Annotated in this window: 27 protein-coding genes; 21 read left to right on the forward strand and 6 right to left on the reverse strand. The window is 34.5% G+C overall.

All coding sequences use genetic code 11. From position 1 onward, the window contains the following. The first annotated feature begins 440 nt into the window (after positions 1-440). The 8 genes from GX308_08960 (at position 441) to GX308_08995 (ending at position 6,329) form a co-directional block, all read left to right on the forward strand. A complete protein-coding gene (locus tag GX308_08960) occupies positions 441-635 on the forward strand; it encodes a helix-turn-helix domain-containing protein (GenBank protein NLK22180.1) in 195 nt (64 codons plus the stop codon). Between the two features lie 15 nt (positions 636-650). After that, positions 651-1,886 (forward strand): DNA cytosine methyltransferase, encoded by a 1,236-nt coding sequence (locus tag GX308_08965; GenBank protein ID NLK22181.1) that lies wholly within the window; start codon positions 651-653, stop codon positions 1,884-1,886. Between the two features lie 76 nt (positions 1,887-1,962). After that, on the forward strand, positions 1,963-2,184 hold the full coding sequence (gene tnpB / locus GX308_08970; GenBank protein NLK22182.1) for an IS66 family insertion sequence element accessory protein TnpB: 222 nt from the start codon (positions 1,963-1,965) through the stop codon (positions 2,182-2,184). A 454-nt stretch (positions 2,185-2,638) separates the two neighbouring features. Continuing rightward, the gene (locus GX308_08975) at positions 2,639-2,899 is read left to right on the forward strand and encodes an NERD domain-containing protein (protein ID NLK22183.1); all 261 of its coding nucleotides are present in this window, start codon (positions 2,639-2,641) and stop codon (positions 2,897-2,899) included. Positions 2,900-2,905: 6 nt separating this feature from the next. Continuing rightward, on the forward strand, positions 2,906-2,986 hold the full coding sequence (locus tag GX308_08980) for an NERD domain-containing protein (GenBank protein ID NLK22184.1): 81 nt from the start codon (positions 2,906-2,908) through the stop codon (positions 2,984-2,986). Positions 2,987-3,720: 734 nt separating this feature from the next. Further along, on the forward strand, positions 3,721-4,440 hold the full coding sequence (rluF, locus tag GX308_08985; GenBank protein NLK22185.1) for a 23S rRNA pseudouridine(2604) synthase RluF: 720 nt from the start codon (positions 3,721-3,723) through the stop codon (positions 4,438-4,440). A 55-nt stretch (positions 4,441-4,495) separates the two neighbouring features. Then, a complete protein-coding gene (locus GX308_08990) occupies positions 4,496-5,923 on the forward strand; it encodes an aldehyde dehydrogenase (GenBank protein NLK22186.1) in 1,428 nt (475 codons plus the stop codon). 127 nt (positions 5,924-6,050) lie between these two features. Further along, on the forward strand, positions 6,051-6,329 hold the full coding sequence (locus GX308_08995) for a DUF5320 domain-containing protein (protein ID NLK22187.1): 279 nt from the start codon (positions 6,051-6,053) through the stop codon (positions 6,327-6,329). Positions 6,330-6,611: 282 nt separating this feature from the next. Here GX308_08995 and GX308_09000 read toward each other — a convergent pair whose 3' ends face one another. Next, positions 6,612-7,949, reverse strand: coding sequence for a hypothetical protein (locus GX308_09000; protein ID NLK22188.1), 1,338 nt, complete (start codon positions 7,947-7,949; stop codon positions 6,612-6,614). Positions 7,950-8,401: 452 nt separating this feature from the next. Between GX308_09000 and GX308_09005 the strand changes: the two genes are divergently transcribed. The 8 genes from GX308_09005 to GX308_09040 all read left to right on the forward strand — a co-directional run bounded on the left by GX308_09005 (position 8,402) and on the right by GX308_09040 (position 16,826). Beyond that, positions 8,402-10,687: a copper-translocating P-type ATPase gene (locus GX308_09005; GenBank protein NLK22189.1), complete on the forward strand. Its 2,286-nt coding sequence runs from the start codon at positions 8,402-8,404 to the stop codon at positions 10,685-10,687. Between the two features lie 35 nt (positions 10,688-10,722). Further along, the gene (locus GX308_09010; GenBank protein NLK22190.1) at positions 10,723-10,950 is read left to right on the forward strand and encodes a heavy-metal-associated domain-containing protein; all 228 of its coding nucleotides are present in this window, start codon (positions 10,723-10,725) and stop codon (positions 10,948-10,950) included. Between the two features lie 41 nt (positions 10,951-10,991). Further along, positions 10,992-11,255 carry a metal-sensing transcriptional repressor gene (locus GX308_09015; GenBank protein ID NLK22191.1) on the forward strand — a complete coding sequence of 88 codons (264 nt, stop codon included), beginning with the start codon at positions 10,992-10,994 and terminating at the stop codon, positions 11,253-11,255. A 243-nt stretch (positions 11,256-11,498) separates the two neighbouring features. After that, the gene (locus GX308_09020) at positions 11,499-11,852 is read left to right on the forward strand and encodes a PadR family transcriptional regulator (protein NLK22192.1); all 354 of its coding nucleotides are present in this window, start codon (positions 11,499-11,501) and stop codon (positions 11,850-11,852) included. Continuing rightward, positions 11,839-12,837, forward strand: coding sequence for a hypothetical protein (locus tag GX308_09025; protein NLK22193.1), 999 nt, complete (start codon positions 11,839-11,841; stop codon positions 12,835-12,837). The genes GX308_09020 and GX308_09025 overlap by 14 nt, the downstream gene beginning before the upstream one ends. Before the next feature lie 215 nt (positions 12,838-13,052). After that, positions 13,053-14,387 carry an MATE family efflux transporter gene (locus GX308_09030; GenBank protein NLK22194.1) on the forward strand — a complete coding sequence of 445 codons (1,335 nt, stop codon included), beginning with the start codon at positions 13,053-13,055 and terminating at the stop codon, positions 14,385-14,387. 295 nt (positions 14,388-14,682) lie between these two features. After that, a complete protein-coding gene (locus GX308_09035) occupies positions 14,683-15,816 on the forward strand; it encodes a hypothetical protein (protein ID NLK22195.1) in 1,134 nt (377 codons plus the stop codon). A gap of 2 nt (positions 15,817-15,818) precedes the next feature. After that, entirely contained in the window at positions 15,819-16,826 is a 1,008-nt protein-coding gene (locus tag GX308_09040) for a hypothetical protein (protein NLK22196.1), read from the forward strand. A 33-nt stretch (positions 16,827-16,859) separates the two neighbouring features. On the opposite strand, the gene GX308_09045 is transcribed toward GX308_09040, so the two are convergent. Then, complete coding sequence (locus tag GX308_09045; GenBank protein ID NLK22197.1) at positions 16,860-17,420, reverse strand: chromate transporter; 561 nt, start codon at positions 17,418-17,420, stop codon at positions 16,860-16,862. After that, on the reverse strand, positions 17,413-17,991 hold the full coding sequence (locus tag GX308_09050; GenBank protein NLK22198.1) for a chromate transporter: 579 nt from the start codon (positions 17,989-17,991) through the stop codon (positions 17,413-17,415). The genes GX308_09045 and GX308_09050 overlap by 8 nt, the downstream gene beginning before the upstream one ends. Before the next feature lie 193 nt (positions 17,992-18,184). On the opposite strand from GX308_09050, the gene GX308_09055 reads away from it, so the two are divergent. The 4 genes from GX308_09055 (at position 18,185) to deoD (ending at position 20,895) form a co-directional block, all read left to right on the forward strand. Beyond that, on the forward strand, positions 18,185-19,207 hold the full coding sequence (locus tag GX308_09055) for an SPFH domain-containing protein (GenBank protein ID NLK22199.1): 1,023 nt from the start codon (positions 18,185-18,187) through the stop codon (positions 19,205-19,207). Positions 19,208-19,209: 2 nt separating this feature from the next. After that, complete coding sequence (locus GX308_09060) at positions 19,210-19,383, forward strand: hypothetical protein (GenBank protein NLK22200.1); 174 nt, start codon at positions 19,210-19,212, stop codon at positions 19,381-19,383. Positions 19,384-19,704: 321 nt separating this feature from the next. After that, positions 19,705-20,067: an MBL fold metallo-hydrolase gene (locus tag GX308_09065; protein ID NLK22201.1), complete on the forward strand. Its 363-nt coding sequence runs from the start codon at positions 19,705-19,707 to the stop codon at positions 20,065-20,067. Positions 20,068-20,172: 105 nt separating this feature from the next. After that, positions 20,173-20,895, forward strand: a complete 723-nt coding sequence (gene deoD, locus GX308_09070) for a purine-nucleoside phosphorylase (GenBank protein ID NLK22202.1) — start codon at positions 20,173-20,175, stop codon at positions 20,893-20,895. 32 nt (positions 20,896-20,927) lie between these two features. Here the strand turns inward: deoD and GX308_09075 are convergent, their stop codons facing one another. Together GX308_09075 and GX308_09080 are read right to left on the reverse strand one after the other, a co-directional pair. Further along, positions 20,928-21,410: a hypothetical protein gene (locus GX308_09075; GenBank protein ID NLK22203.1), complete on the reverse strand. Its 483-nt coding sequence runs from the start codon at positions 21,408-21,410 to the stop codon at positions 20,928-20,930. Positions 21,411-21,771: 361 nt separating this feature from the next. Further along, positions 21,772-23,832 carry a catalase gene (locus tag GX308_09080; GenBank protein NLK22204.1) on the reverse strand — a complete coding sequence of 687 codons (2,061 nt, stop codon included), beginning with the start codon at positions 23,830-23,832 and terminating at the stop codon, positions 21,772-21,774. 228 nt (positions 23,833-24,060) lie between these two features. On the opposite strand from GX308_09080, the gene GX308_09085 reads away from it, so the two are divergent. Continuing rightward, positions 24,061-24,474, forward strand: a complete 414-nt coding sequence (locus tag GX308_09085; protein ID NLK22205.1) for a DUF454 domain-containing protein — start codon at positions 24,061-24,063, stop codon at positions 24,472-24,474. Positions 24,475-24,495: 21 nt separating this feature from the next. Here GX308_09085 and GX308_09090 read toward each other — a convergent pair whose 3' ends face one another. Next, positions 24,496-25,257 carry an AAC(3) family N-acetyltransferase gene (locus GX308_09090; protein ID NLK22206.1) on the reverse strand — a complete coding sequence of 254 codons (762 nt, stop codon included), beginning with the start codon at positions 25,255-25,257 and terminating at the stop codon, positions 24,496-24,498. Between the last annotated feature and the right edge of the window lie 317 nt (positions 25,258-25,574).

The raw sequence follows: 25,574 nt of genomic DNA on the forward strand, positions 1-25,574 counted from the left end.
ATATGTTCCCACGAACAGTGCTTTCTCAAAAATGACCGAAAAACCATTGACATGTTCCCACGTACAGATGCTATAAAAAATGCCCCACAGACATCAATTCCATCAACTCGATCCATGTGGAGACGGTGGTATTGATGTCAAGAAAAGATAAGTAATGTGTGGAAAAGGCTTGAAATGAAGGTATTCCGAGAGTTGGGGGGAGAAACTGCGGCTCTCGGATTTTTTGTTTTGTGTCAAAACCAAACATATCCACGGTCGGTAGGTCATAGGGTTGAGTTGACAGGTTTGAAATGGAATAGGTTGGGGAGAAAGAATTATTAAATATTTCATGTATTCATATCAAATCATATTAAATCATATAAAAATGTTGAAAAGAAAATAAAAATATGGTATAATACTAAAGAGTGAAAACCCGAAAAATATATGCGAGGAGATTTGATATGACTATTGAGAATAATGATAAATGGATTAATCTTGAAGAAGCCGCTGATTACTTGAGCGTAAATAAAGACACTATAAGAAACTGGATTCGAAAAGACATAGGCATTCCAGCACACAAAATAGGTAAGCTGTGGAAGTTTAAAAAATCAGAATTAGACGAGTGGATTAAAAGTGGAAAAAGTGCAAATATTTAGAATAGGAGACATAAGATGAATAGAAATGCTATAAGTTTATTTTCATCTTCTGGAATTGGAGATTTAGGATTAAAAGCAAACAATATTCAAACGGTCATTGGATGTGAGCTGTTACCAGAACGTATGAAACTGTTTTCAAATAACTATCCTGATGCAAAATGTTTTCTAGGAGATATTTGGGAGTTAAAAGAAGAAATTGTTTCGTATTATAGAACACAATATGAAGAAGCACCATTTATGATAATAGCAACTCCGCCATGTCAAGGAATGTCATCAAATGGCATGGGGAAAATGTTAAATGATTATAGAAAAGGTCTTAGACCAAAGATGGACCCAAGAAATCGATTAATAATTCCGGCAGTCAAGATAATAAAAGAACTTCAGCCAGAGTGGGTAATTCTTGAAAATGTGGCTAATATGGTCAATACACTAATTTTAGACGAGGAAGATAATTTAATAAATATTATTGAATATATTAAAAGAGAATTAGGAGATGTTTATTCTGGAGAACCTAAGGTAGTTGATGTGGCGGATTATGGGATTCCTCAACACAGAAGAAGATTGATAACAGTATTAACGAGAAACGAAAAAGGAAAAATGGTTTTTGAATCAAATAAAACACTTATTCCGCCGCCAACTCATTCTTCAACAGATACGTTGGTAACAAGCCATTGGATTACATTGAGAGAGGCTATTGGTAATCTTCCGCCACTTAGGGCTGAAAAAGGTAAAAACATTGATAAAAAGTTTAATCCATTGCATAAAGTTCCAATTCTTGATGAGAAGAAGATATTTTGGGTTGATAATACACCTGAAGGTGAGACCGCCTTTAACAATCAGTGTGTAAATCCTGAATGCGGATATACAGGAAACCAAAGACACGGAGCCTCTCATAATGAAGAAGGAATAAATAAATACAGTACAGAAACGCCCTTATATTGTGAAAAATGTGGTGCCTTACTACCTAGACCTTGGGTTGAAGATAAGAAAACAGGTGAAAAACGTTTAATGAAGGGATTTGTGAGCGCTTATAAAAGAATGATGTGGGATGAACCTGCGAGCACATTGACCCAAAATTTTCAATTTGCTTGCTCGGATAACAAACTTCATCCAGATCAGTGTAGAGTGTTATCCTTACATGCCTATTACTATTGGAGAAAACGCATTGAATTTATTAATAAAGATGATATGGATACAAATGATACACCGACCTTCGTAGAATTCATCAGCCAGCTACAAAAAAGATGTTAGACCTTTTTGCAAAGGATGCAGAACATATTTACATTGCCTGTGGATCAACTGACTTCCGCAAGCAAATGATGGATTGGTGGCACTGGTAAACCTACAGTTTAAAATAGAATCATTTTCAGATAGCTGTGTCTTCATCTTTTGCAATAAAAGAAAAAACTCCATCAAAGTTTTAAGATATAATAAAAACGAATTTATCTTAGCCAGCAAAAAATTATTGGAGGGAATGAAATTTCAGTGGCCTAAGAATGCTGCCGAAGTAAAAGAAATTACACTGCAACAGATGCAATGGCTTCTGTAGGGGCTTGAAATGGAGGAAAAAAAGCACTTCATCCAGTTGAAAAGGGACTTGACAATCCCATTGGTAAGAGTGATAAAGAATTTAAAAAAATAATATATACAATACAAGCGAAGATAAAAGATTTAAAAGAAAAACTAAGACGGTTTGCAATAACTTATGAACCAGGTACATCAGTTACATCAGTTACTTGAGGAAAATTGCTAATCTTCCAAAAATGTCTTATAATAGGATACAAGCTTTTAATCAGAGAGATAGTAAATAAAATATGGGATTAGAGCCTAACAAATCAAGGAAAAATCAAAAAAATCGTCCCCAATGATTCCGAGGGGTGGTTCGTGATGCAAGAAGATTCGAGAGGAGGGATGTGGATTTAATAAGCAGGATTACTAGTTTTTAAATCGGTCTGGATATAGGTGTCAGAATACTTAAGAAATATGATAAAGAAGAGGTTGATATGGGATTTTTAGTGATTTGCTTTTTATTAACATATGCAATTATTGTAATGCTTAGATATAGAGCATATAATAAATCTAGCTATAAGAATGTAAGTGAGAATAGTTTTTTAAAAACAATCTTTGATAAAGGAAATTATGGGGAGTTCTTAACCTTCAGATATCTTGAGAAGTTAGATGGAAATAATAAACTTATGGCTAATTTATACATCCCTAAGTCGGATGGAGCAACAACAGAGATTGATTTAATTATGATTTCCTAAACAGGTATATATGTCTTTGAATCAAAGAATTATAGTGGGTGGATTTTTGGCAATGAGAAAGATAAGAACTGGACTCAAATGTTATAAAATAAGCAGAAAAATCGATTCTTTAATCCTATACGGCAAAATAATAGTCATATCAATGCACTAAAAAGGGTCGCAGAAATAGATGATAGTTCTTTCTATAAATCATACATAATTTTTAGCGAGCGCTGTGAATTGAAAAAGATTACTGTTGTATCACCTGATATCAAAGTTATAAAGAGAAATGCATTACCCAAAACGATAAGAGAGGATATAGCCACTTCGAAAAAATGCCTAACTACTGAAGAGATGAATCAATTATTTTTTAAGCTGCAAAAATATGCAAATGCAGATGAGACCGTCAAAAAGGCTCACATTGATAGTGTACAAAAAAAGTTATCACAAGATAACTAAGGCTCGGATTAATGCATACCGTCCGCTGGGATGGTACCTCAGGACAAATCGTTCCCAATGGTTTCATTCGTACCAGGGGATCTCCATGTTGCCCCTCCATCTTCTGAAATTACATTGTTGAAATAACTCATTCCTGTAAAAACTTTTTTACTTTCTGTTACCGTTGTGTTGGGTTCTACCTCATAAACTTCATCAGGTTCTAGTCTTGTTCCTGTATGCTTGTTTATGTACTGTACGGTTACAGTTGGTTTGTCTAGAGGTTCTAATTCGATAGGGCTTTGGAAAAAATTGATGTCAGAATATATTACTAGAGATAGATTCTATTATTAACTTTTCTTTTTTATGGAATCAATGCAGCAAAGAACATTTATAAGGTGATGAATATGAGGATTAATAAGTTTATTAGTTCAACGGGATTATGTTCAAGAAGACAGGTTGACGAGTTAATTGAACAGGGAAAAGTAAAGATCAATGGTAATACAGCTGTAATTGGAGATAGCGTATATCCCGAGGATAGAGTAGAGGTAAATGGCCAGTTGGTAAAGCCAAAGATGACAAAGCTATATATTGCCTTAAATAAACCACCAGGTATTACTTGTACGACTGAGAGGCACATAAAAGGCAATATAATTGATTTTATAAATCACCCTGAACGTATTTTTCCAATAGGAAGGCTGGACAAAGAGTCAGAGGGATTAATTTTGCTTACCAATGATGGGGATATTGTCAATAAAATATTGAGGAATGAAAACGACAATGAGAAGGATTATATTGTAACTGTAAATAAAGCTATCACACCTGCCTTTATTGAGGGAATGTCAGGTAGAGTGGAGATCTATAATCCTGTTAAGAATGAATATACTTTGACAAACCGTTGTAAAGTCGAAAAAATAAACGCCAGGACATTTAAAATTACTCTTACTCAAGGATTAAACAGACAAATAAGAAGAATGTGCAGTCATTTTGGTTATAGGGTTGAGAAATTAAAGCGGATTCGTATTATGAATATTAAATTAAAGAATTTGCCTGTAGGAAAGTGGAGAAATCTGACAGAAGAAGAGATAAAGAAAATGATTAGAATCATCGGGGATGGTTCTAGTTGATTACTTTGTGTATTGGATTACACTTTCTGTAAATAATTTGACAGGAGATGTTTTTATGCCAAGAGTAGCAAGAAAAGAAAGCAGTACGGGGGTGTATGAAAACATGGAATATAAAGAAATTGTAAAAATCGTAAATGAACAAAAAGAATACTTTAATAACGGTAAAACACTTGACATTGAATTTCGGCTTGCAGAGCTGAAACGACTTAAATCTGCCATTATAGGTAATGAACAAGAGATTTTAAATGCCCTTAAACAGGATTTGTATAAGCCGTTAATAGAATCCTATACCTCTGAGATTGGTTTGATTATTAGAGAAATCAATACTGCTATTAAGAATTTGAAAAAGTGGGCAAAACCAGAAAAGATCAAATCGACGTTTCTCACTTTCCCCTCAAAGAATTATATTATGGCAGAGCCTTTTGGGGTCTCGCTGATAATCAGTCCATGGAACTATCCTTTTCAGCTTTCACTGGTACCTCTTGTCGGTGCAATTGCAGCAGGCAATTGCTGTATAATAAAACCTTCGGAGTATTCAGTGGCATCAATTGATGTTATCAAAAAGCTAATAAACAATACATTTGACAGCAATTATATATTTGTTATTGATGGGGATTCAGAGGTTAGTAAGTACCTGCTTGAGCAACCTTTTGATAAAATATTCTTCACCGGAAGTCCCGAGATTGGGAAGATAGTCATGGAAAGAGCTGCAAAGCATTTGACTTCTGTAACCTTGGAGCTAGGTGGAAAGAGCCCTTGCGTTGTAGATAAGAATATAAATATTGATATTACGGCAAAAAGAATTTTATGGGGTAAGTTCATGAACGCAGGGCAAACCTGTATAGCCCCCGATTATTTGATAGTGCACAAAGATATAAAGGAACAGTTGTATATTGCACTTAAGAAATGGATAACTGTATTTTTTTCGGAAAACCCACAAAATAGTCCAGACTTTGGGCGTATCATTAACAAGAAACATTTCGACAGGCTTAAAAACTATCTGGTAGAGAGTAAGATTATTTTTGGAGGTAGTTCTAATGAACAAAAACTCTATATTGAGCCTAGCATTATAGAGATTGATGATTTGAATTCCCCCATTATGCAGGAAGAAATATTTGGTCCTATTCTTCCCGTTGTTGTGTATCATAAGCCACAGGATATAAAAGAGATAATAGCACGAAATCCCAATCCTCTTGGCTTCTACCTGTTTTCAACTGATAAAATGTTAATGAAACAGCTGATTCATGGAATTCCTTTTGGTGGGGGGTGCATTAATGATGTAATCAGTCATGTTACAAATCATAATCTGCCTTTCGGCGGAAGGGGAACAAGTGGTATTGGCAGTTATCATGGGCGATATAGCTTTGATGCATTCTCACATAAAAAATCTGTACTTCAGAATGGCTTTATATTTGACATGTCTATGAAATATCCTCCCTATAAGGATATACATACCCACATAAGAAAATTTATAATGAAATGAACCAAATGAGGGGGATATCGTTGGGCAATTATAGGTGATATTGTAGGAATAGTTATTGACATATGACATTAATGAGGTATAATAAGTATAAGTGACATATGTCATAAACTATAAGGAGGTGAATAGCATGCCAAGAAGAGATGGAACCGGTCCAATGGGTGCCGGAGCAATGACTGGAAGAGGTTTAGGAATTTGCACAGGTGCCAATGCAGTAAAGTATGGAGTTGGTCTCGGAATGGGATTAGGCCTTGGACTTGCTTGCAGACGCGGTTTCGGTCGTGGCTTTGGTAGAGGGTTCTCAGTTAACCAGATCTCCTCGAAAACACAAAAAGAGTTGCTCAATGAACAGAAAACCATGTTGCAAGATCGACTCGAATCTATTGATAAGCAATTAGAAAACCTATAATGGGAATCAGAAATAACCAGAGGACGCTCTGGTTATTTTTGATTAGGATGAAGGTGATGAATTGTGGCGAGACTGATGAAGTGGAGGAATGTTTGCCGCTTGCCTAAAAGCAATGGAAAATCAAACCGTCATTTATTACACACTTTACCGGCGTCCTATTCCAACAGGCGAAGCGCCCTAAACAACTGTTGACGTTCGCTTTTGCTACATCGATAAAAGTGTATTGGCCTAATTAATATTGTAATGGTATTTGTAACTCAAGGTACGACACTTATATAAAGTTTATATTAATTTTACGGTCATATCGTGACATGGCTTTTCATGAAAAATAATCTTCCAGTCCACTGTTTCTACAGGCTCAAAGTGCAAAGCAGAACACAAGGCACGAAGTTTTCCTTGTCGGCTATCTCCAAAGGTAATAGCAGCAAGTGAATGTGCTCCACTAATGATACCGACTGCAAAGCAGTCACTGATAGCTTGCGGTTCCATTGGATTGCGATGTTTTTTGCGAGGTTTATCTCCACTGCTACAGTCACGGACTGAGAAAGATTCATCATCAAGATCTGGTGAAATAGTGTAGCTCATTGCAATACAGTGGGATGGAAAATCGTAATCTTCGTCACTAAACATATTGGTTGGAATTTCTTGTAATTTGTATTCCTGTACAGTCATTATGTGTAATATATTCGTTACTGGATTCGTAAATTCAATGCGTTCACCCGGGGCATTTATATTGAAATGTGAACTACTGATATTAATAGGGTCATGCTTAATCATTACATCTAGAGATGATATTGAGGGCTTACGTTTTGTTTGCCAAGGAAAGGCTGATCTCCAGATGACCCAGCCTGAGTTTTGGTCAAGTCCATAGTGTTTACAAGCTCCATAGCTTTCTATCTCATTCAGCTCGGGAAAACAAGGATTCCACGATAATTTATAACTGTGGGAACATGAAATTGTCTTACCGTTTAACACAATTTCCGGACTAATATTGATTGTAATAGGATTTTCAGTTTCAATTTCCTCTTGCTGCTGTTCAGAAAAGTTACTGCCACCATTTTCGGGAGAGAGTTCCCACTTATCTATAAAGTTAGTAATACGCTTGGCAGGGATTTTAATGCAAAAATCTATAATCAATCCACTACTACAAGAATAGATGGAAGGAATATGCCATTCTTTATCGTTTAAATTAAAATGAGTTTGGACAGTAATCTCTTTACCTGGTCTTTGCCGCCCAGACTGCCCCCAAAAGTTACCGTCAAAACATACCTTCCATTCGGGAAGTGATGGCACTGGTGGGATAAAGTCTTCATAGTCTTTTGTGAACTTGATTTTGCTATAGTCGAACTCGGCCTGCAATTGTTTGATATAGGTAAAAGGGTGCTCCATTGGCTCAAGATATAGCTTCTCACGAATAATGTTCAATACCGCCATTTGTTCTTTGGTAACTGGATTATCCTCTAAAAAAGTGTCAAACTCCTTCTGGTGCCAACCATGTGCCTGTTCTAAGGCTGCGGTATCACCGCAAGCAAGTAAAAGACACAAAAAATCAGAAAAACTGTTTGCTAGTGGGTGCACATACTTCCTAGGAGTGTTCATAGGGCTGACGGCAAATACCATTTCTCCAAATCCACGGATAAAGCAAAAATGAATGCCATCATTTAAGCTGAAGGTAATGTATTTTGCGTTTTCGATAGACTTGAAAGTTCTCAAGGTATTATTTCTAAATACTGTAATAAAAAAGGAATCATTGATTTAAGAGGATAAAGGACAATGATATGTATATGAAGGAGATTATCATAAAACTAATAAAAGGAAGCCAGTTATCCTTAAGAAAAATTGCTAATCTTCTAGAAATATCTTATAATACGGTACAAGCTTTGAACTAGAGAAATAGTAAATAAAGTAGGGGATTAAATTATAAATAAATCAAAGGCAAATCAAAAAGAACCGTCCCCAATGATTCAATGATTCAATGATTACCTATTGACAAAGTATAGTAAAGAATATAATCTATATGTAGATACCCCACTGGGGGTGGCGTGGGAAAATGATAAGAATGGGGTGGAAATATGGATCAAAAATTTAATGTACAGGGTATGACTTGTTCATCTTGTTCAAGTACAGTCGAAAAGACGGTTGGGAAACTCCCAGGCGTTAAGTCTGTAAATGTAAATTTACTTTCAAATAGTATGACTGTTGAATACGATGAAGGCAGTATGGATAATGGCAAGATTATAAGTGCAGTTGAAGGGGCAGGATATAATGCTTCTGTATTTGTACGGGGAGCAAGTCTTGATAAGCAAAAAGAAAAAGGAGTTAATCCCGTAGAGGAAGAAATAAAGGAAATGAAAAATCGTACAATAATTTCATTTGCATTTTTAATTCCTCTAATGTATATATCTATGGGACATATGTTTAACCTTCCTCATCCTAATTGGTTAATAGGACCAGAAAATGCAATAAGCTTTGCTTTTATGCAATTATTGCTTACCCTACCGATTGTTTATGTTAATCGCAAGTACTATCAAGTTGGTTTTAAAACTTTATTCCATGGCGCTCCAAATATGGATTCACTTATAGCTGTAGGTTCAGCGGCAGGATTAGTATATGGGGCATTTGCAATTTTTAGAATTGGATATGGTTTAGGACATAATGATTTAAGCATTGTTACTAAATATACAAAAGACTTATATTTGGAATCTGCAGCAATGATTTTAGCCCTAATTACGTTTGGTAAACTTTTAGAAATAAGGGCCAAAGGAAGGACGTCTGAGGCAATATCTAAATTAATGGATCTTGCACCAAAGACAGCATCAGTTATCCGAGGCGGTAATGAAGTTGAAATTTCCGTTGAGGATGTAGTTAAAGATGATATAGTAATTGTAAGACCGGGTCAAAGTATACCTGTAGATGGGGTTATTATTGAGGGAAGCTCAGCTATAGATCAATCTGCCTTAACAGGTGAAAGTATCCCTATAGAGAAAAATATAGGTGATAAGGTAATAGCTGCTACTATAAATAAAACAGGATTTTTCAAATTTAAGGCAGAAAAGGTTGGGGATGATACTACGTTAGCAAAAATCATCCAGCTAGTAGAAGAGGCAGGTTCATCTAAGGCGCCCATCGCAAAAATGGCAGATAAGATAAGTGGAGTATTTGTTCCTATAGTAATGTCCATATCACTAATAAGCATGGTTGTATGGTTACTTTTAGGATATCCTTTTGAATTTGCATTATCCATGGGTATTGCGGTATTAGTAATTTCCTGTCCTTGTGCCTTAGGATTAGCGACTCCGGTGGCTATTATGGTTGGAACAGGAAAGGGCGCATCCAATGGAATACTAATTAAGTCTGCAGAAGCCCTAGAAACACTGCATAGGGTTAAAACTATTGTTCTTGATAAGACTGGTACAATTACAGAAGGTAAGCCTATAGTTACAGATATAATTGTAACAAAGGGAGGAACAAAACAACATCTATTAGAAATAGCTGCATCTATGGAAAAACCTTCAGAGCATCCATTGGCCGAAGCTATTGTTCAAAAAGCAAAGGAAGAAGGAATATTATTTAAGGATGTTGATGAATTTAACGCTATTTCCGGAAGAGGTATAGTTGGAAAAATAGATGGGAAACAATATATTGCAGGTAATTTGGCATTAATGAATGATAAGAAAATTAATATAGGATCTTTCCAAGATGCCTCGGATTCATTTGCTATGGAAGGGAAAACCCCCCTATATTTTGCAGATGACAGAAGTCTTTTAGGTATCATTGCCGTAGCAGATGTAGTTAAACCTACAAGTTACGAAGCCATAAATCAGCTTAAAACTATGGGAATAGATGTAGTAATGCTTACAGGTGATAATAAGAAAACCGCCGAGGCAATTAGAAGACAATTACACATCGATAGAGTTGTTGCTGAAATATTACCACAAGATAAAGAAAAAGAGATTAGGATTATACAAGAAGGTGGCAAAAAAGTTGCAATGGTTGGTGATGGTATCAATGATGCACCTGCCTTAGCAAGGGCAGATGTAGGTATAGCTATTGGGGCTGGTACAGATGTTGCTATTGAGTCGGCAGATATAGTTTTAATGAGAAGTGATTTACTAGATGCTGTTACAGCTATTCAACTAAGCAAAGCTACAATTAAAAATATTAAGGAAAACTTATTCTGGGCATTCTTTTACAATAGCTTAGGAATACCATTGGCCGCAGGAGTATTTTTTACAACCTTTGGGTGGAAACTTAGTCCAATGTTTGGTGCTGCAGCAATGAGTATGAGTTCAGTGTTTGTTGTGTCTAATGCTCTAAGGCTAAAATTATTTGAACCAAAACATGCAAAAGCAAAATAAGAAAACAAAATTTATTTAAAGGGAGATATAAAGCAATGAAAAAAATAATAGAAATTGAAGGAATGAATTGTGAACATTGTGTAGCCAAAGCTACAAAGGCATTAAATGCGATTGATGGAGTGGAGGCTAAAGTCAATCTTAAGAAAAAAAGAGCAGTGGTCAATTTAGCGAAAGACTTAGATAAACAGGTATTTATAGATGCTTTAGAAGAAGCAGAATTTAAGGTTGTATCTATTACAGAAAAAAAGAGTTTATTTAATTAACAAATAATAAAAATAAACTTATGGTAGAAAGAGGGTTGGATATGAAATCAGATAAGGAAAAAGTAATGCGTCTTCTAAAAACTACAAGGGGTCAAATTGATGGTATCTTAAAAATGGTTGAAGAGGACAGATATTGTATTGACATCTCCAATCAACTTATGGCTACACAGGCTATACTACGCAACATCAATAGGGATGTACTCCATGACCATTTAGGAAGTTGTGTACAAGAAGCCTTTGAAGCAGGAGAACAGCGTGAAAAGATTACAGAGATAATGGCTATTATTGATAAGCTATCGAAATAAAGTTTTAATCTATCTTATAAGGGAAAAATGCCTGTTAGTAACTTGTTAACTTATTACTAACAGGCATTTTTTATTAGCGGCAGAGGATTCATTGGTGAATAATTCCTTTTAACGCAAATTTTTAGGGTAAGTGCAAATCCACTACAGGTTTATGTGGGAATAAGAGCATAAAATAAGGAACATTAATAATGTATGATTGACAATAGTATGTGACATACAGTATATTAAAATAGAGGTGATAATATGGAATCTATAGAAGAATTATTTAATTCTCTTGTAGTAGAATTAAAACGAGGAACGACAGTACTTATAGTACTTAGTCAACTTCATTCACATGAATACGGATATTCTCTTGTACAAAAATTAGATAATAAAGGAGTTCCAATTGAGGCAGGAACGCTTTATCCCTTACTGCGAAGACTAGAAAAACAGAAATTATTGATAAGCGAGTGGGATACAAGTGAAAGTAGGCCACGAAAATACTATACTATGAGTGCAGAAGGAAAAAAGGTGTATAAAAGACTTAAAAAAGAATGGAAACAAATTTCAAATTTATTAGAGAATGTTCTAGAGGAGGATGAAAATGAATCTAATTGATCGTTATATCTATGCAGTAGCTGAATGTTTACCGAATAATATCCGTGATGACATTACAAAAGAATTAAGAGCTAATATTGAATATATGTTAACTAATAGCTATACTGAGGAGGATGTATACAGAGTTCTTGAAGAACTAGGCAGTCCAATGAATTTGGCCAATGAATATAATCCCCAGAAAAGATACTTAATTGGCCCAGGATATTTTAATAAATATATTGGAATTCTAAAAGTGGTAGTGGGAATTTGTATTGTTGTTTTTGCAAGTATTTCGATGGTAGATTCCATAATAAACAGATACGGAATGGATTTAATAGATAGGATTGTAGGGATATTTACCAATGTACTTACAGGAGCATTAGTAGGAACTATGCAAGGGGCTTTTTGGGTTACTTTAATATTTATAATTTTAGAAAGAAGTGGGGTTGAACCAGGATATTTACCAGCCTTTAGTAGTGAATGGACTCCCGATTTATTGCCAGAAATACCTCTAAATAATAATTTGAAAATTTCTAGGGGTGAAACAATCTTTTCGATATTATCTACCATAACATTTACTGCTTTATTATATTTTCAACCGCAGCTTATAGCTATATATATTAGAGATAAAAACAATACCCTAAATATTACATCATTATTTGATATCAATAGATTAGAAATATATATAGTTTTTATATTAATATTAGCTGTATTTCAATTAGGTATTTTTGTATGGAAGTATATTACTAAGAGATGGACTATGCCACTTATTATATTAAATGCTTTATATAATATACTTATGTGCATACTTTTAATCATTATGTTGTTTGATAATCAGCTATTTAATATTAACTTCATATCCGCATTTTCTAATCTTGTAAATGGGTCAATTGAAGCCATCACGGTATGGCTTGATAGGGCAAGGTGGATTTTTGTAACATTCTTTATTGGTATTACCACTTGGGATAGTATAAGGATATTTTATAAATTTAAGGTTTATAAATAATAAAACTATATTATCATTTCTATATCATGCAAAACCAGATTATTCAATAAAAGATGATTATATAAGACTTTATGGAACTACATTAACTACAATTGTAAATTATTGTAATAAGGGTTTCGGTTATAATAAATTTATTATTTGTATTAGTTTTGACGGAAAGGACTTTATAAATGAAAGAAGTGACTTGTTTGAATAAAGAGACAAATACAAATCCAATGTTTTCTAAAAGAGATTTAAAACGTTTAATCATACCCCTCATAATAGAGCAGCTCTTAGCTGTAACCGTGGGTATGGCAGATATTATAATGATTTCTGGGGTAGGGGAAAGTGCTGTTTCGGGGGTATCACTTGTAGATACTATTAATATATTACTCATTAATGTTTTTGCGGCTCTAGCCACTGGAGGTGCCGTTATATCTGCCCAGTACATTGGCAAAAAAGAAAAGGAAAATGCAAGGACATCTGCCAATCAGCTTTTGCTTATTTCAGTTATTATATCCATTGTTATTATGGTTATTGGTCTTACTTATAATAAACTTATCCTGAGTACAATCTTTGGAAAAGTAGATTATGAAATCATGGAAAATGCTCAGGTTTACTTTTTGCTTTCATTATTGTCATATCCCTTTTTAAGTATTTATAATAGCTGTGCAGCCTTATTTCGCTCCATGGGGAATTCTAAAGTTTCTATGATGACTTCCTTAGTTATGAATGTGATAAATATATGTGGTAATGCTATCTTAATATTTGGATTTGGTATGGGGGTGGCAGGGGCAGGTACTGCTACATTAATATCCCGTGTTGTAGCTGCTATTATTGTGTTTGCACTTATACGAAACCCAAGATATGACATCAATATCAAAAAACATTTTTCTTTAAAACTAAATCCGCATTTTATTAAACAAATTTTACATATTGGCATTCCCAATAGTTTAGAAAATAGTATGTTCCAGGTAGGTAAAATACTAGTTATGAGTCTGGTTGCAAGTTATGGTACTTCCTCCATTGCTGCTAATGCAGTGGGTAACACCGTAGGCGGTTTTGCAACACTACCCGGAGTTGCTACAGGCCTTGCACTGATTACAATTATCGGTCAATGTGTAGGCGCAGGGGACTACGAACAGGCAGTGTATTATACGAAAACCATACTCAAGATCACCTTTTTATCCCTTGGCATTATTAATGTTCTTTTAATTATTTTTGCCCCTGCTATAGCTGGGGTATATAACTTAACTCCAGAAACCACGAAAATAGCTGTGCAAATTATGAGATATCATAGTTTTTGCTGTATGATTATCTGGCCTTTATCATTTACTTTACCAAACACCTTAAGAGCAGCTAGCGATGTAAAGTTTACAATGTTTATTGCTATTATTTCCATGTGGACTTTTAGAATTGCTTTTAGCTACATATTAGGAAGTATTATTGGTCTTGGGGTATTAGGCATATGGGTTGCGATGACTATTGATTGGCTATTTAGGAGTATTTGCTTTACTACGAGGTTTATTAAAGGCGCTTGGAAGGTTCCAATCTCTTATGCAAAACAATAATGCAGTTGCTTTATTTGATATGAGATGAATTGCCATATCATATCTTCAAAAGATTATTGCGCGATAGGTAGTAATAGATATTTACAAGGTTTATGAAGATTAAAAATTATAAAGTTAGATTATATAGAGAATAAAAGCAGCAAATGATTGGTTTAACACATTATAACCTAATTTTAATTAAGATAAGTAATATTTTAGTATTTAGGAAGGATTTAGGAATATTGTGTAGAAATATATAAGAAGATGAAGGTATTTACAAGTTAATTATGACTTGGATGCTATTGGAGGGATTAAAATGCTCAATGTTTATGAAGGATTTAGTTCTCATGAAGATACTAAAATTGCAGCTAAAGAAATAATACGGCAGATAAAAAAACCCGGCGTAAGTTATGTAATATTTTTTGCAGCTAATACTTATGATTTTGAGCTGCTATCTTCAATAATGAAAGAAGCTTTTACTCATGCAGAGGTTGTAGGATGCACTACGGCAGGTGAAATTTCCCATAATCATTTGACTCAGAATTCTATATCTGCTATGGCCATATCCTCAAATAACTTTATTACATCTACAACGGTAGTCGAGGATATAAGTACCATACCCATGATGTTTAGGGATGATTTAATAAAAACTTTTAGAAAAACTGGACTTTCTCTTGAGGATCCTTCTAGTGCCAAAAAAGGTTTTGCACTAACTTTAATAGATGGTTTATCCTCAGCAGAAGAAAAAACCTTATCTGTCATTAACTCTATATTTAAGTATTCTGGATTTCCCATAATAGGCGGGAGTGCCGGGGATGGACTAGATTTTATTAAAACCAAGGTTAGTTACAATGGTAATACTTTTACTAATGCAGCGGTAGTAACATTTGTAAATCCAAATTGTAAATTCTATATATTAAAAGAAAACATCTTTAAACCTGCAGGCAATCACATGGTAGTAACGAGGGCAGACATCAGAGGAAGGATTATATATGAATTAGATAATATGCCTGCCGCTAGGGCCTACGCAGAAAAACTAGGAATAGGCAAAAAAGACTTACCTAAATATTTTACTACAAACCCCTTGGGAAGAAAAATTGGTGATGACGTTTGGATTGCATCTCCATTTAAAATAAACTCAGATGATTCTATTCAGTTTTATTGTCAGGTGCTTACGAACTCGATATTAGAAATACTTAAACCTCTTGATCCGGTAGAAGTTATTAACGAAACCTCAAGGGAATTGATGAAAAATGTACCCAATCTTAAAGGGATTATTGCAATAAATTGTATTCTTAGGCGATTGCAATTTGAAGAGCAAAAAATAGGCGAACAGGTTATGGCTCCTCTTTCTAATTTAGCACCATTGGTAGGGTTTTCCAGTTACGGGGAGCAGCTTAATGGAAAGCATTTAAACCAAACATTAGTATTATTAGGATTAGGAGAATAGCCATGAGAATAGTAAATTTATTTCAAACAAAAAAGAATAGCCCCGCAAATAATTACAACGATAATAATAAAAATGGTTTTTTTATAGAAGAGGATGTTCTACTAAAGATAATGAGCACATTTGAAAGCCTAAATAAATTGGTATCAGAAAAAATAGATGGGCTTTTACAAAACGAAGGAAAGTCAACCAAAAGGGTTAGTGATTTATCCGTAAGTATTTCAGAAACGAATAAAAGTTTGCAGCATATATCCAATAATATTATAAGGTTTTCTGACAATGTAGAATCCACAAATGCATTGATAAATAATGTGCTTAGTAATGTGGATATGACTAAAAAGTTAACATATGTAGGCAGTGAAAATATGAATGATGTATCTACTCAAGTTAATGTTATTATGACAATCATAGATGAGTTTCAAACTGCCTTTGTTGATCTTAAAGATGCGTATACCAATATACAAGAATTCACAGAAATTATCAATAATATCGCAAGCCAAACCAATTTATTATCCCTGAATGCTTCCATCGAAGCAGCTAGGGCAGGAGAGCAAGGTAGGGGGTTTGCCGTAGTTGCTGATGAAGTCAAGAAGCTCTCGGAGGCTACTACCCAAGCCTCTCTTCAAATTGGAAGTACCATAGCCACAATAATGGAGTCGATGGAAGAATTAAACAATAAAACTTCTAGCGCATCTACTGAAGTAGAAAAGGGAATGCATCTAACAGAAAAGGCTAAAATATCTCTGATGGATATCTTGCAAAATCAAGATGAACTTATTAATCTTGCTGAGGATTCTGTTAAAGCAACAATGGAGAATTCTAATGTGATAGATACCATTTCTAAAGAACTTATTTCACTAAATACTACCTCGAAACAGGACAAAGATAGTCTGGATGGCTTTTTATTGGATACTGAGGTGAAAACAAGTTACTTTATCGATTTAATTTCGTTTTCAGATCAATCCTTAGAAAGTGTTAAGCTATTAAGAAAGAAACTAAAGAAATGGGGATGATTCAGGATTCTTAATTTTAGGGGTTATTATTTCTTAATAAAAAAGTAGCCCTGTTACACCGGCTATAATTATAACTATAATAGGGTTTAATTTATGTATCCTTAATAAAAGCAAAGAAACTATGAACATAATTATGGCTGTAATATTTACACTAGTATTTTTAACCTGTAATGATGAAGTCTCGAAAAATGAAATCAAAATAATGGTACCTGCCGCAGAGGCAATAAGACCTACGGAGCTAGAGCGTAGGCCTTTTAATATGTTAGCAATACTATTTATATCCCTGTTTTTCTTAAAAAACTCGTAAAAGAGAATGGAAATAATAAATCCAGATATGATACTTCCAAATGTAGCCACTATAGCACCGGGAATACCGGCAATACGTATACCTACAAAGGAAGCAGTGTTGACAACTAAAGGACCAGGTGTCATTTGAGAAATTGTAATGATATCTGTATATTCTTGGAGTGTAAGCCAATTATAATAATTTACCATCCTATCCTGTATTAATGGGATAATCGCATATCCCCCACCAATACTAAATAAACCAACTTGCAAAAAACTAATAAATAATTTTAGAATAGTGTTATTCATCTTGAATTGCTCCTTGTTTGTTTTTGAAATAAGTTTGTATGAAAGATAAAATAGAACATAAGACAATTATAGTTATTGCATTGATATTAAAAACAAAATTAGCTATGAATGTAATGGGAGCCATTAATGTAAATAGTAATTTTTTTTCTTTTATAATCCCTTGTCCCATATCAACTATCAAATCAACAATTGTAGCGGCAACTCCCGCTTGCATACCTTTCAAAATTGCTGTAATAATCCTATTATCTCTAAAAGCCTTATAAAAAAAGGATATGACAGATAAAATCAATAAAGGTGGTAAAACGGTACCTATACAGCTGATGATTGCACCAGTAATTCCCAATATACGATAACCTACTAATACAGCAATATTAACAGCTATGGCACCCGGGGTTGATTGGGCAATTGCAGCCATATCTAGGAGCTCTTCTTGACTAATTAATTCTAAGTCATTGACGAAATACTTGCGTATCATGGGTATAGCAATATATCCCCCACCAAAGGTAAAAGCGCTGATAGAGAATGTAATTTTAAAAAGGGTAAAATATAATTTAAGTTTTTCAAATCTCATAAGGGATAAAACCTCCAATAATTCTAACTTAATATTCAATAGTATACCCTTTGTTCTAACATAAGTAAAATGATATATAGACTATCTTTTTCTATTTATATTTAATTTTATATTGCAAGAATATTATAAGGATGATATAATAATGATATCACATATATATCAAATATATATTAAAAATCGTGAGGTGGAGATTATGGAAGAGAAAATTTTAAAAGCAAAAAAAGGAATGCCTATGTTATTTTTATTCATACTACTTTATGCTATAGCCATTGGCCTAATTATTCTTGGGGGGGCCATAATTGACAAAGGCGAATCTATAGGGGGCATACCTCTAGCAGTTGGAATCATTGGGATTATTCTTGGTGTTATACCCTTTTTGGGGTTTAAAGTTATAAGGCCCAAAGAGGCTTTAGTTCTTACACTTTTTGGAGACTATATTGGTACTATTAATGAACCAGGGTTTTATTTTGTTAATCCATTTTCTATAGCAGTTAATCCGGCAGCTAAAACACGTCTTGGTCAAAGTGGAGATGTAGATAGTAATGTTCCATTGAATATAGCAACCTTAGCTGAACAAAAAATTATTTATACTAGTGGTAATGATAAAAAGATATCTCTAAAAATCATGACCCTTAATAATACTAGGCAAAAAGTCAACGATGTTTTGGGAAATCCTGTTGAGATTGGTATTGCTGTTATGTGGAGGGTTGTAGATACAGCTAGTGCAGTTTTTAATGTTGATAATTTTAAAGAATATCTTTCTTTACAATGTGATAGTGCAGTAAGAAATATTGTGCGTATTTATCCTTATGATGTAGCGCAGGGCATTGATACCACAGGGGATGGTGAGCCTGATGAAGGAAGTCTTAGGGGTTCTAGCGCGATAGTAGCTGAACGTATTCGCCAAGAAATACAAGACAAGGTAAAAGAAGCAGGTCTTGAAATAATTGAAGCCCGTATAACTTATCTTGCATATGCTCCTGAGATTGCAGCAGTTATGCTTCAAAGGCAACAAGCTAGTGCTATCATTGATGCACGAAAAATGATAGTTGATGGTGCAGTAAGCATGGTGGAAATGGCTATTGAAAAGCTAAACCAAAACGAAGTAGTAGAATTAGACGAGGAGCGTAAGGCCGCAATGGTATCCAATTTATTAGTTGTATTATGTGGTAACAAAGATGCTCAGCCCATTGTAAATAGTGGAAGTTTATATTAAAAATGAATGAGAAAAAGAAACAGACTCCCCTTCGTATCTCTTCAAAGTTGTACGAGGAGATTGCATCTTGGGCAGAAGATGACTTTCGATCTATTAATGGGCAGATTGAATATCTTCTGACAGAATGTGTAAAATGGAGAAAAAAGGGTGAAAAAGGTATGACTAAGAAATTATAAAATTTGATATTTGATTTTTAATAGCACCGATTATTATACCGGTGCTATTTTAAATCATTTTGATAACTATGTTCAAAACCGGATAACTTTTAAGTAAGGTTTTTACATATCATCAATTAAAATCGGATTATCCGTAGTATATAGATTATCTAATAGTATTTACACTTTAGAGGAATACATAGTTTAAAAAAACACGAAATGTATTAATTAAAAAAACTCTTATTGAATAAAATAAAATAGAATTATATATACTAATCCAGAGCATTTAATTAGCTAATAAAGAGAGGTTATCACAGTGGGAAATAAGATTATAGAAGGTTTATCAGCAATGAATACAACGACTTTGCAAATATCCCCGGACATACAGAAGGTCATATTTCCCTATTTCGTGAAAAGGACCGTGTGCTTATTGCTGCAGATGCTTTTTGTACAACGAAACAGGAATCTTTAATCTCTGTATTATTACATGATGAACAGATAAGCGGACCACCAAAATATTTGACTACTGATTGGAAAGCAGGAAAGGATTCAGTAATAGTCCTTAGGGACTTAAAACCATCATTGGTAATATCAAGTCATGGCGAGCCTATGGAAGGTGAAGAACTTAGAAAACATTTAGAGATGCTAGTTGCAAACTTTGATAAGATTACCGTACCTGAGCAAGGAGTTTTTGTTACCCAATAAGAAGAAACTAGATTTTTGGTAGTTCTACTGGACTTAGTATTGAATTAAAGAAGGAAATATACCATAATGATAGAAAGGTTAAATTATAAAGGGGGAAATATAATGATACCAACACCGCATATCGAAACAAAAGATAAAAGTGAGATTGCACAAACTGTATTAATGCCTGGAGACCCTCTACGAGCTAAATTTATAGCCGACACCTTCCTAACAGATGTAAAGCAGTTTAATAGTGTTCGGAATGTTTTGGGGTATACGGGGAACTATGAAGAAAAAAGGATTTCTGTTATGGCAAGTGGGATGGGTATGCCTAGTATGGGGATATACTCCTACGAGCTTTATAAGTTTTATGATGTAGCAAATATTATAAGAATCGGATCCTGCGGAGGATATACCCCTGATGCAAAACTCTATGATGTAATCCTAGCCAAAGATGTATGGAGTGAATCAAATTATGCTAAAGTGCAGGGGGGTTATGAGAGCAATATCATTGAAGGAACAAAGGAACTAAACGAAAGACTTATGAAATATGCAAAAGAATTAGATATACCAGTGCATTTGGCAAGGATTCATTCTTCCGATGTATTTTATAGGGAAAATTCTAAGGAGTATAAAGATATTTACGATAAATATGGTTGCGTAGCTGTGGAAATGGAGGCCTTTGCACTTTTTCATAATGCAAGAATCCTTGGAAAAAATGCAGCATGCCTACTTACGGTATCCGATAACTTAGCAACTAAAGAAGCAACGACCTCTAGAGAACGACAAAATGCTTTCACAAATATGATGAAAATTGCCCTAGGCGGTGGTGCCGGGTACACAAGTTAATAGGTTAGGGGGTGGATTATTCCACCCCCTTTTTATTCAATAATACTTACAGGATATTTTTTCTTTAACTTTTCTTGGGTTGTTATATAAATTTCCCTTTGTTTATTTGCTAGGCATTGGTCTTTGGCTTTATCTTCTACCTCTTCAAAAGAGGGATCTTTTGCCTCGTTAATTTTATCAACTTTAATTATATGATAGCCAAATTGTGTTTCAACCGGAGAACTTATTTCCCCAATTCCCATGGAAAAAACAACCTTATCAAATTCAGGGACCATTTGCCCCTGGGAAAACTCCCCAAGAGAGCCTCCAGATTCCTTAGAAGGACAGCTTGAATATTTACCGGCAGCATCAGCGAAATCTAATCCGTCCTTGATTTCTTTTAATATTTTATCTGCTTCCTCTTTACTATCAACCAAGATATGCCTTGCATTTATTGTTTTTGGTTGTGCAAACATAATTTTATTTTCGTTAAAATATTTCTTTGCTTCTTCATCACTTACAGAAACGGAAGTCATTAACTTGTTGGCAGCATACTGGATAAGTAAAGATTTTTTCATTTGTTCTAAGGCTACCATAAAACTTTCTTCGTTTTCGAAATTATTTTCCAAGGCATCGGAATAAATTAATTCTTGAGCAATAATTTCATCAAGCAATTGTCTTTGACCCTGAGGATTATTGAACTGTGCCCCTCTTTGGCCTAAACTTTTCATAAGAGAATGAATATCTGATTGCTTAATTTCCCTACTATCAACTGTAGCTAATACCTTATTTTCCATTCAGTAATCTCCTTTATATTTAAATTAATTGCCATTAGAAGTGTAACATTATTTACTTAGGTTGTAAAATAAAGTTGTGAATGGATAAGGTTTTATTATATCATGTTCTATTCCAAAAACGTTGTTGAGCAATAGCAGCAATAAAATCCTTTTCAAAACTAGGATTATTTGCAGCAAAGATTACACCAGCTAAATTGTTTTCTTTTGATCGCTGCATACATAATTGCCCAGTGGTTGCTACCCCGATGGGCTTATAATGTTTATAAGCTTTATTTACGAATTCCATAACATTATAATTGAAATTCTTTTGGTTTTGTACATTTCCCCCAACAATATAAAGGGAATCATACAGAACCGAATCCGATGTAATAAAGGATTTATTAACTGTAATGGTTGAGCCACCAGCCCCAACAACATCTCCAAGTTTTTCACTTATAATATCTACAAATACGCCACATTTTCCTAGAGCATCGAGGGTATTTCTAACTTCCCTATCATTGAAGTTATTACCAATTATAATTCCGACCTTTTGTGTGTATGCATAATGTGGTGTATTTGCCTGACTTAGGGCAGGAGAAGATTTTGTTATTTGCACATTGGAGATTTTTGGCGGAACGGCACCGATGTTTTCAGCAATTATTTTTGCCATTTCTGTATCTACATTTGCGAACATATCAACATTTTGTTGACGAACGGATTTACTTTTTACCATTCCAAGATGATAAATAAATAATTCTATTGTATGTTGTTTCTCCACCGGTGACATACTATTCCAAAAGAGTCTAGCCTGGGAAAAATAGTCTGTAAATGAGTCGCTGGGAACCTCTCTTGTAACATGCCCCTCAACTTTCGTAGGATAATGTGTGAAGCCACCTTCTTCTGGACTTGAAGTTGCAGGGGTGTTGTGGGCTAGGGAATTTTTGCGATAATCAACCCTATCAACGTCGATTCTATATCTTGAGTAGCCATCTCTTTGGTTAAAATTCATTTCTACAATAGGCTTATTAATAGGTATTAACTCGATGTTTGAAGTGCCAAGACGATGATAATCCGTATCCCTATAGGCAAAGGTCCGACCTTGTAAAACAGGGTCATTTGAAAAGTCAATTCCTGGGACAAGGTTGGAAGGGTCGAAGGAGGATTGTTCTTCCTCTGCAAAGAAATTATTCACCAACTTATTCAAGGTCATTTTCCCAACTATTTCGGGGGGAACAACTTCTTCTGGCCACAGTTTTGAGTCATCCAAAACATCAAAATCATATTTAAACTCGTCTTCTTCAGGAATCATTTGAATGCCGAGCCAGTACTCGGGATAGGCCCCCCGCTCAATTGCCTCAATCATATCATGTCTATGGAAGTCTGGATCTATTCCACCAATTATATTTGCTTCCTCCAATAATAAAGAATGAACACCAAGTACGGGTTTCCATATAAATCGAACAAAGGTTGATTTACCCTGTTCATTTATAAAACGGAACGTATTAATGGGATAGCCTTCCATCATCCTCCAACTTCTTGGGCGACCACGGTCAGACATGAGCCACATAATAAAATGCGCCGATTCTGGGTTATTTGCGACATAGTCCCAAAGGGTATCGTGGGCAGCTGCTGCCTGTGGGACATCGGTTATGGGATTTGGCTTGATTGCATGGGTAAAGTCAGCAAATTTCATTGCATCCGTCATAGCAAATACCGCAAATGAAAGTGCAAGATTATCGTAATTGCCTTCTTGAGTATAGAATTTGGTTGCAAAACCGCGGACGTCTATAGCTGTATCTTTGGAACCCCTACTACCTATAAAGTTAGAAAACCGAACAAATACAGGGGTTTTAATTCCGGGCTCCCGTAGGAAACAGGCTTTTGTATACTTTCTCATAGATTTAGTACATTCAAAAATACCGTGCACCCCGAAGCCTCTTGCATGGACTACTTTTTCTGGTATTCGCTCCCGGTTAAAATGGGATTGTTTTTTAAAAAAGTGAGAGTCTTGTAATAATGTAGGCCCCCGACGTCCTGCCCTTAGGGACTGGTCATCATTTGAAATTTTTAATCCGGCGTCGCTCGTTAATTTTTTGCCTTCTCCTGTGTTTCTTTTTTTATACTGTTCTAGTTGTCTAAGTTTTTCATTTTCCCTGATTTTATTTGGGTCTCTAGATTCCACAAAACCACCTACTCTTTCATAAAGTTTTAATAATCCTTTACATATATATGATAGGACTTATAGATTTGCTCCAAAAAACTTTATGAACTTGTAAATTGATTAAGCTTATAACAAAAAGTAAGAATTTCTTAGTAACGATATAATTCCAGTTTCATACAATATATAGATAGATTTACGAGACCTATAAAAAATATCCATGGGTATTGATAGAAAGGAGTAGACCATTATATGAAGTCTGTTATAAAAAAAACAGTTTATATTTTTTTAGGCTTTTTATTTTTGATAACGGGAGTTATCGGTGTAATAATACCCATTTTACCAACAACTCCGTTTTTATTAGGGGCTTCATTTTTTTTCGTAAGAGGTTCTAAATTAATAAACAAATGGTTTTTATCCACAAGACTATATAAGAATAATTTAAAAGACTTCGTAGAATCAAGGGCCATGGCATCAAAAACCAAGGTGAAGATTTTATTTTTTGCAACTATTTTATTACTTTTTGCAATTTATTTATTAAATAACATCCATGGAAGAATAGTAATTATCTGTGTTATGCTTTATAAGTATTATTATTTTATATTTTGTATAAAAACTATAAGACAAGATAATTCTTGGGGTAAAAAAAGAGTAAGGTTGAGATAGAAAATAAATGGAATTATAAAGTTAACCATTAAAGGGAGCATTATCAGAAAATAAATCTGGATTTTTTTCTAATAATGCCAGGAGAAGATTTGCCATTTTAAAGCTATCACATATTCTTACCTCCGCATCACCAAACTGTCCCTTATACATAGCCTTATTTTTTATACAGTAATCATCTACTTTCCAAAAATGATCAGACCATGTCTTGCCACAATGCCTACGGGAGGGGATAGATATTTCAGTTTCATCAGGTAATACTGTATATAGCTGTTCGTGTTCATCTGTCATTCGCCCAGGGATATCAACCCATTCTTCGACACTGTGTATGAATGTGTTTTTCTTAAGATCGACCCCTAAAAGCATGATAGTTGCCTTTTTATCATAAAGCCTTCCCCAGACAGACTGTCTAGCACAAGGGGTATCATGTTGTTCTTCCCCTGAGACGAATTCCTTAGCATCCCTTCCAAGGGCAGCTATTGAATGGGTTGGGTGCAAAGAGCGAATGACCCCGGGACGTTTCCTAAAGATTTCAGGAAGTATACCAACACAGGAGGGAGAGGTTTCTACATAAAACTTGGGATTATTGGTATTAATATAAGACCAAGTATGGGTAGGTAGTATAAGTAATCCATCCTTCATATATTCAGATAAGGCATCTAGAACTGTATCAGCTCCCCCTTTAACATCTCCAATACTTTTCATAGATGAGTGTACTAATAAAACTCCTTTTTTATCAATTCTTAAATTTTCCAAGTCTTTCAGTAGACTTATTTTTGTATGCATAAAATCCTCCTAGCTATTGTTGTGTAGTGGTTTATAAAGTTTAAGGCTTATATTTCTATATCATAATACCATATATTCATAGTTCAAACCATATGAGGCAAAAAGGAATTTTAGGGTAAATAAAAGTACCTTTCATACAATCAAACTAGGAAAATGGTTGTTGACATATGTCGGTAAGGCGGTATAATATACTTATAAGTGACATATGTCAATAATTACAGGAGGTGAATTTATACTAGGAGAAGATGGAACTGTCCCGATGAAATTGGTTTAATGAACAGGGGATGCTCTGTTTATTTCTATTGAATTGAGGTGGG

The sequence above is a fragment of the Candidatus Epulonipiscium sp. genome, assembly GCA_012519205.1.
Lineage (GTDB): Bacteria > Bacillota > Clostridia > Lachnospirales > Defluviitaleaceae > JAAYQR01.

Coding starts and splice junctions, on each gene's coding strand:
- GX308_09060 (NLK22200.1), top strand. CDS start 19,210: ATGAATGAGAAAAAGAAACAGACTCCCCTTCGTATCTCTTCAAAGTTG.
- GX308_09005 (NLK22189.1), top strand. CDS start 8,402: ATGGATCAAAAATTTAATGTACAGGGTATGACTTGTTCATCTTGTTCA.
- GX308_09090 (NLK22206.1), bottom strand. CDS start 25,257: ATGCATACAAAAATAAGTCTACTGAAAGACTTGGAAAATTTAAGAATT.
- GX308_09025 (NLK22193.1), top strand. CDS start 11,839: ATGAATCTAATTGATCGTTATATCTATGCAGTAGCTGAATGTTTACCG.
- GX308_09010 (NLK22190.1), top strand. CDS start 10,723: ATGAAAAAAATAATAGAAATTGAAGGAATGAATTGTGAACATTGTGTA.
- GX308_09035 (NLK22195.1), top strand. CDS start 14,683: ATGCTCAATGTTTATGAAGGATTTAGTTCTCATGAAGATACTAAAATT.
- GX308_09085 (NLK22205.1), top strand. CDS start 24,061: ATGAAGTCTGTTATAAAAAAAACAGTTTATATTTTTTTAGGCTTTTTA.
- GX308_08960 (NLK22180.1), top strand. CDS start 441: ATGACTATTGAGAATAATGATAAATGGATTAATCTTGAAGAAGCCGCT.
- GX308_09055 (NLK22199.1), top strand. CDS start 18,185: ATGGAAGAGAAAATTTTAAAAGCAAAAAAAGGAATGCCTATGTTATTT.
- GX308_09030 (NLK22194.1), top strand. CDS start 13,053: ATGTTTTCTAAAAGAGATTTAAAACGTTTAATCATACCCCTCATAATA.
- GX308_08995 (NLK22187.1), top strand. CDS start 6,051: ATGCCAAGAAGAGATGGAACCGGTCCAATGGGTGCCGGAGCAATGACT.
- GX308_09020 (NLK22192.1), top strand. CDS start 11,499: ATGGAATCTATAGAAGAATTATTTAATTCTCTTGTAGTAGAATTAAAA.
- GX308_08975 (NLK22183.1), top strand. CDS start 2,639: ATGGGATTTTTAGTGATTTGCTTTTTATTAACATATGCAATTATTGTA.
- rluF (NLK22185.1), top strand. CDS start 3,721: ATGAGGATTAATAAGTTTATTAGTTCAACGGGATTATGTTCAAGAAGA.
- GX308_09040 (NLK22196.1), top strand. CDS start 15,819: ATGAGAATAGTAAATTTATTTCAAACAAAAAAGAATAGCCCCGCAAAT.
- GX308_09000 (NLK22188.1), bottom strand. CDS start 7,949: ATGGTATTTGCCGTCAGCCCTATGAACACTCCTAGGAAGTATGTGCAC.
- GX308_08990 (NLK22186.1), top strand. CDS start 4,496: ATGCCAAGAGTAGCAAGAAAAGAAAGCAGTACGGGGGTGTATGAAAAC.
- GX308_09015 (NLK22191.1), top strand. CDS start 10,992: ATGAAATCAGATAAGGAAAAAGTAATGCGTCTTCTAAAAACTACAAGG.
- GX308_09045 (NLK22197.1), bottom strand. CDS start 17,420: ATGAATAACACTATTCTAAAATTATTTATTAGTTTTTTGCAAGTTGGT.
- GX308_08965 (NLK22181.1), top strand. CDS start 651: ATGAATAGAAATGCTATAAGTTTATTTTCATCTTCTGGAATTGGAGAT.
- GX308_09075 (NLK22203.1), bottom strand. CDS start 21,410: ATGACTTCCGTTTCTGTAAGTGATGAAGAAGCAAAGAAATATTTTAAC.
- GX308_09050 (NLK22198.1), bottom strand. CDS start 17,991: ATGAGATTTGAAAAACTTAAATTATATTTTACCCTTTTTAAAATTACA.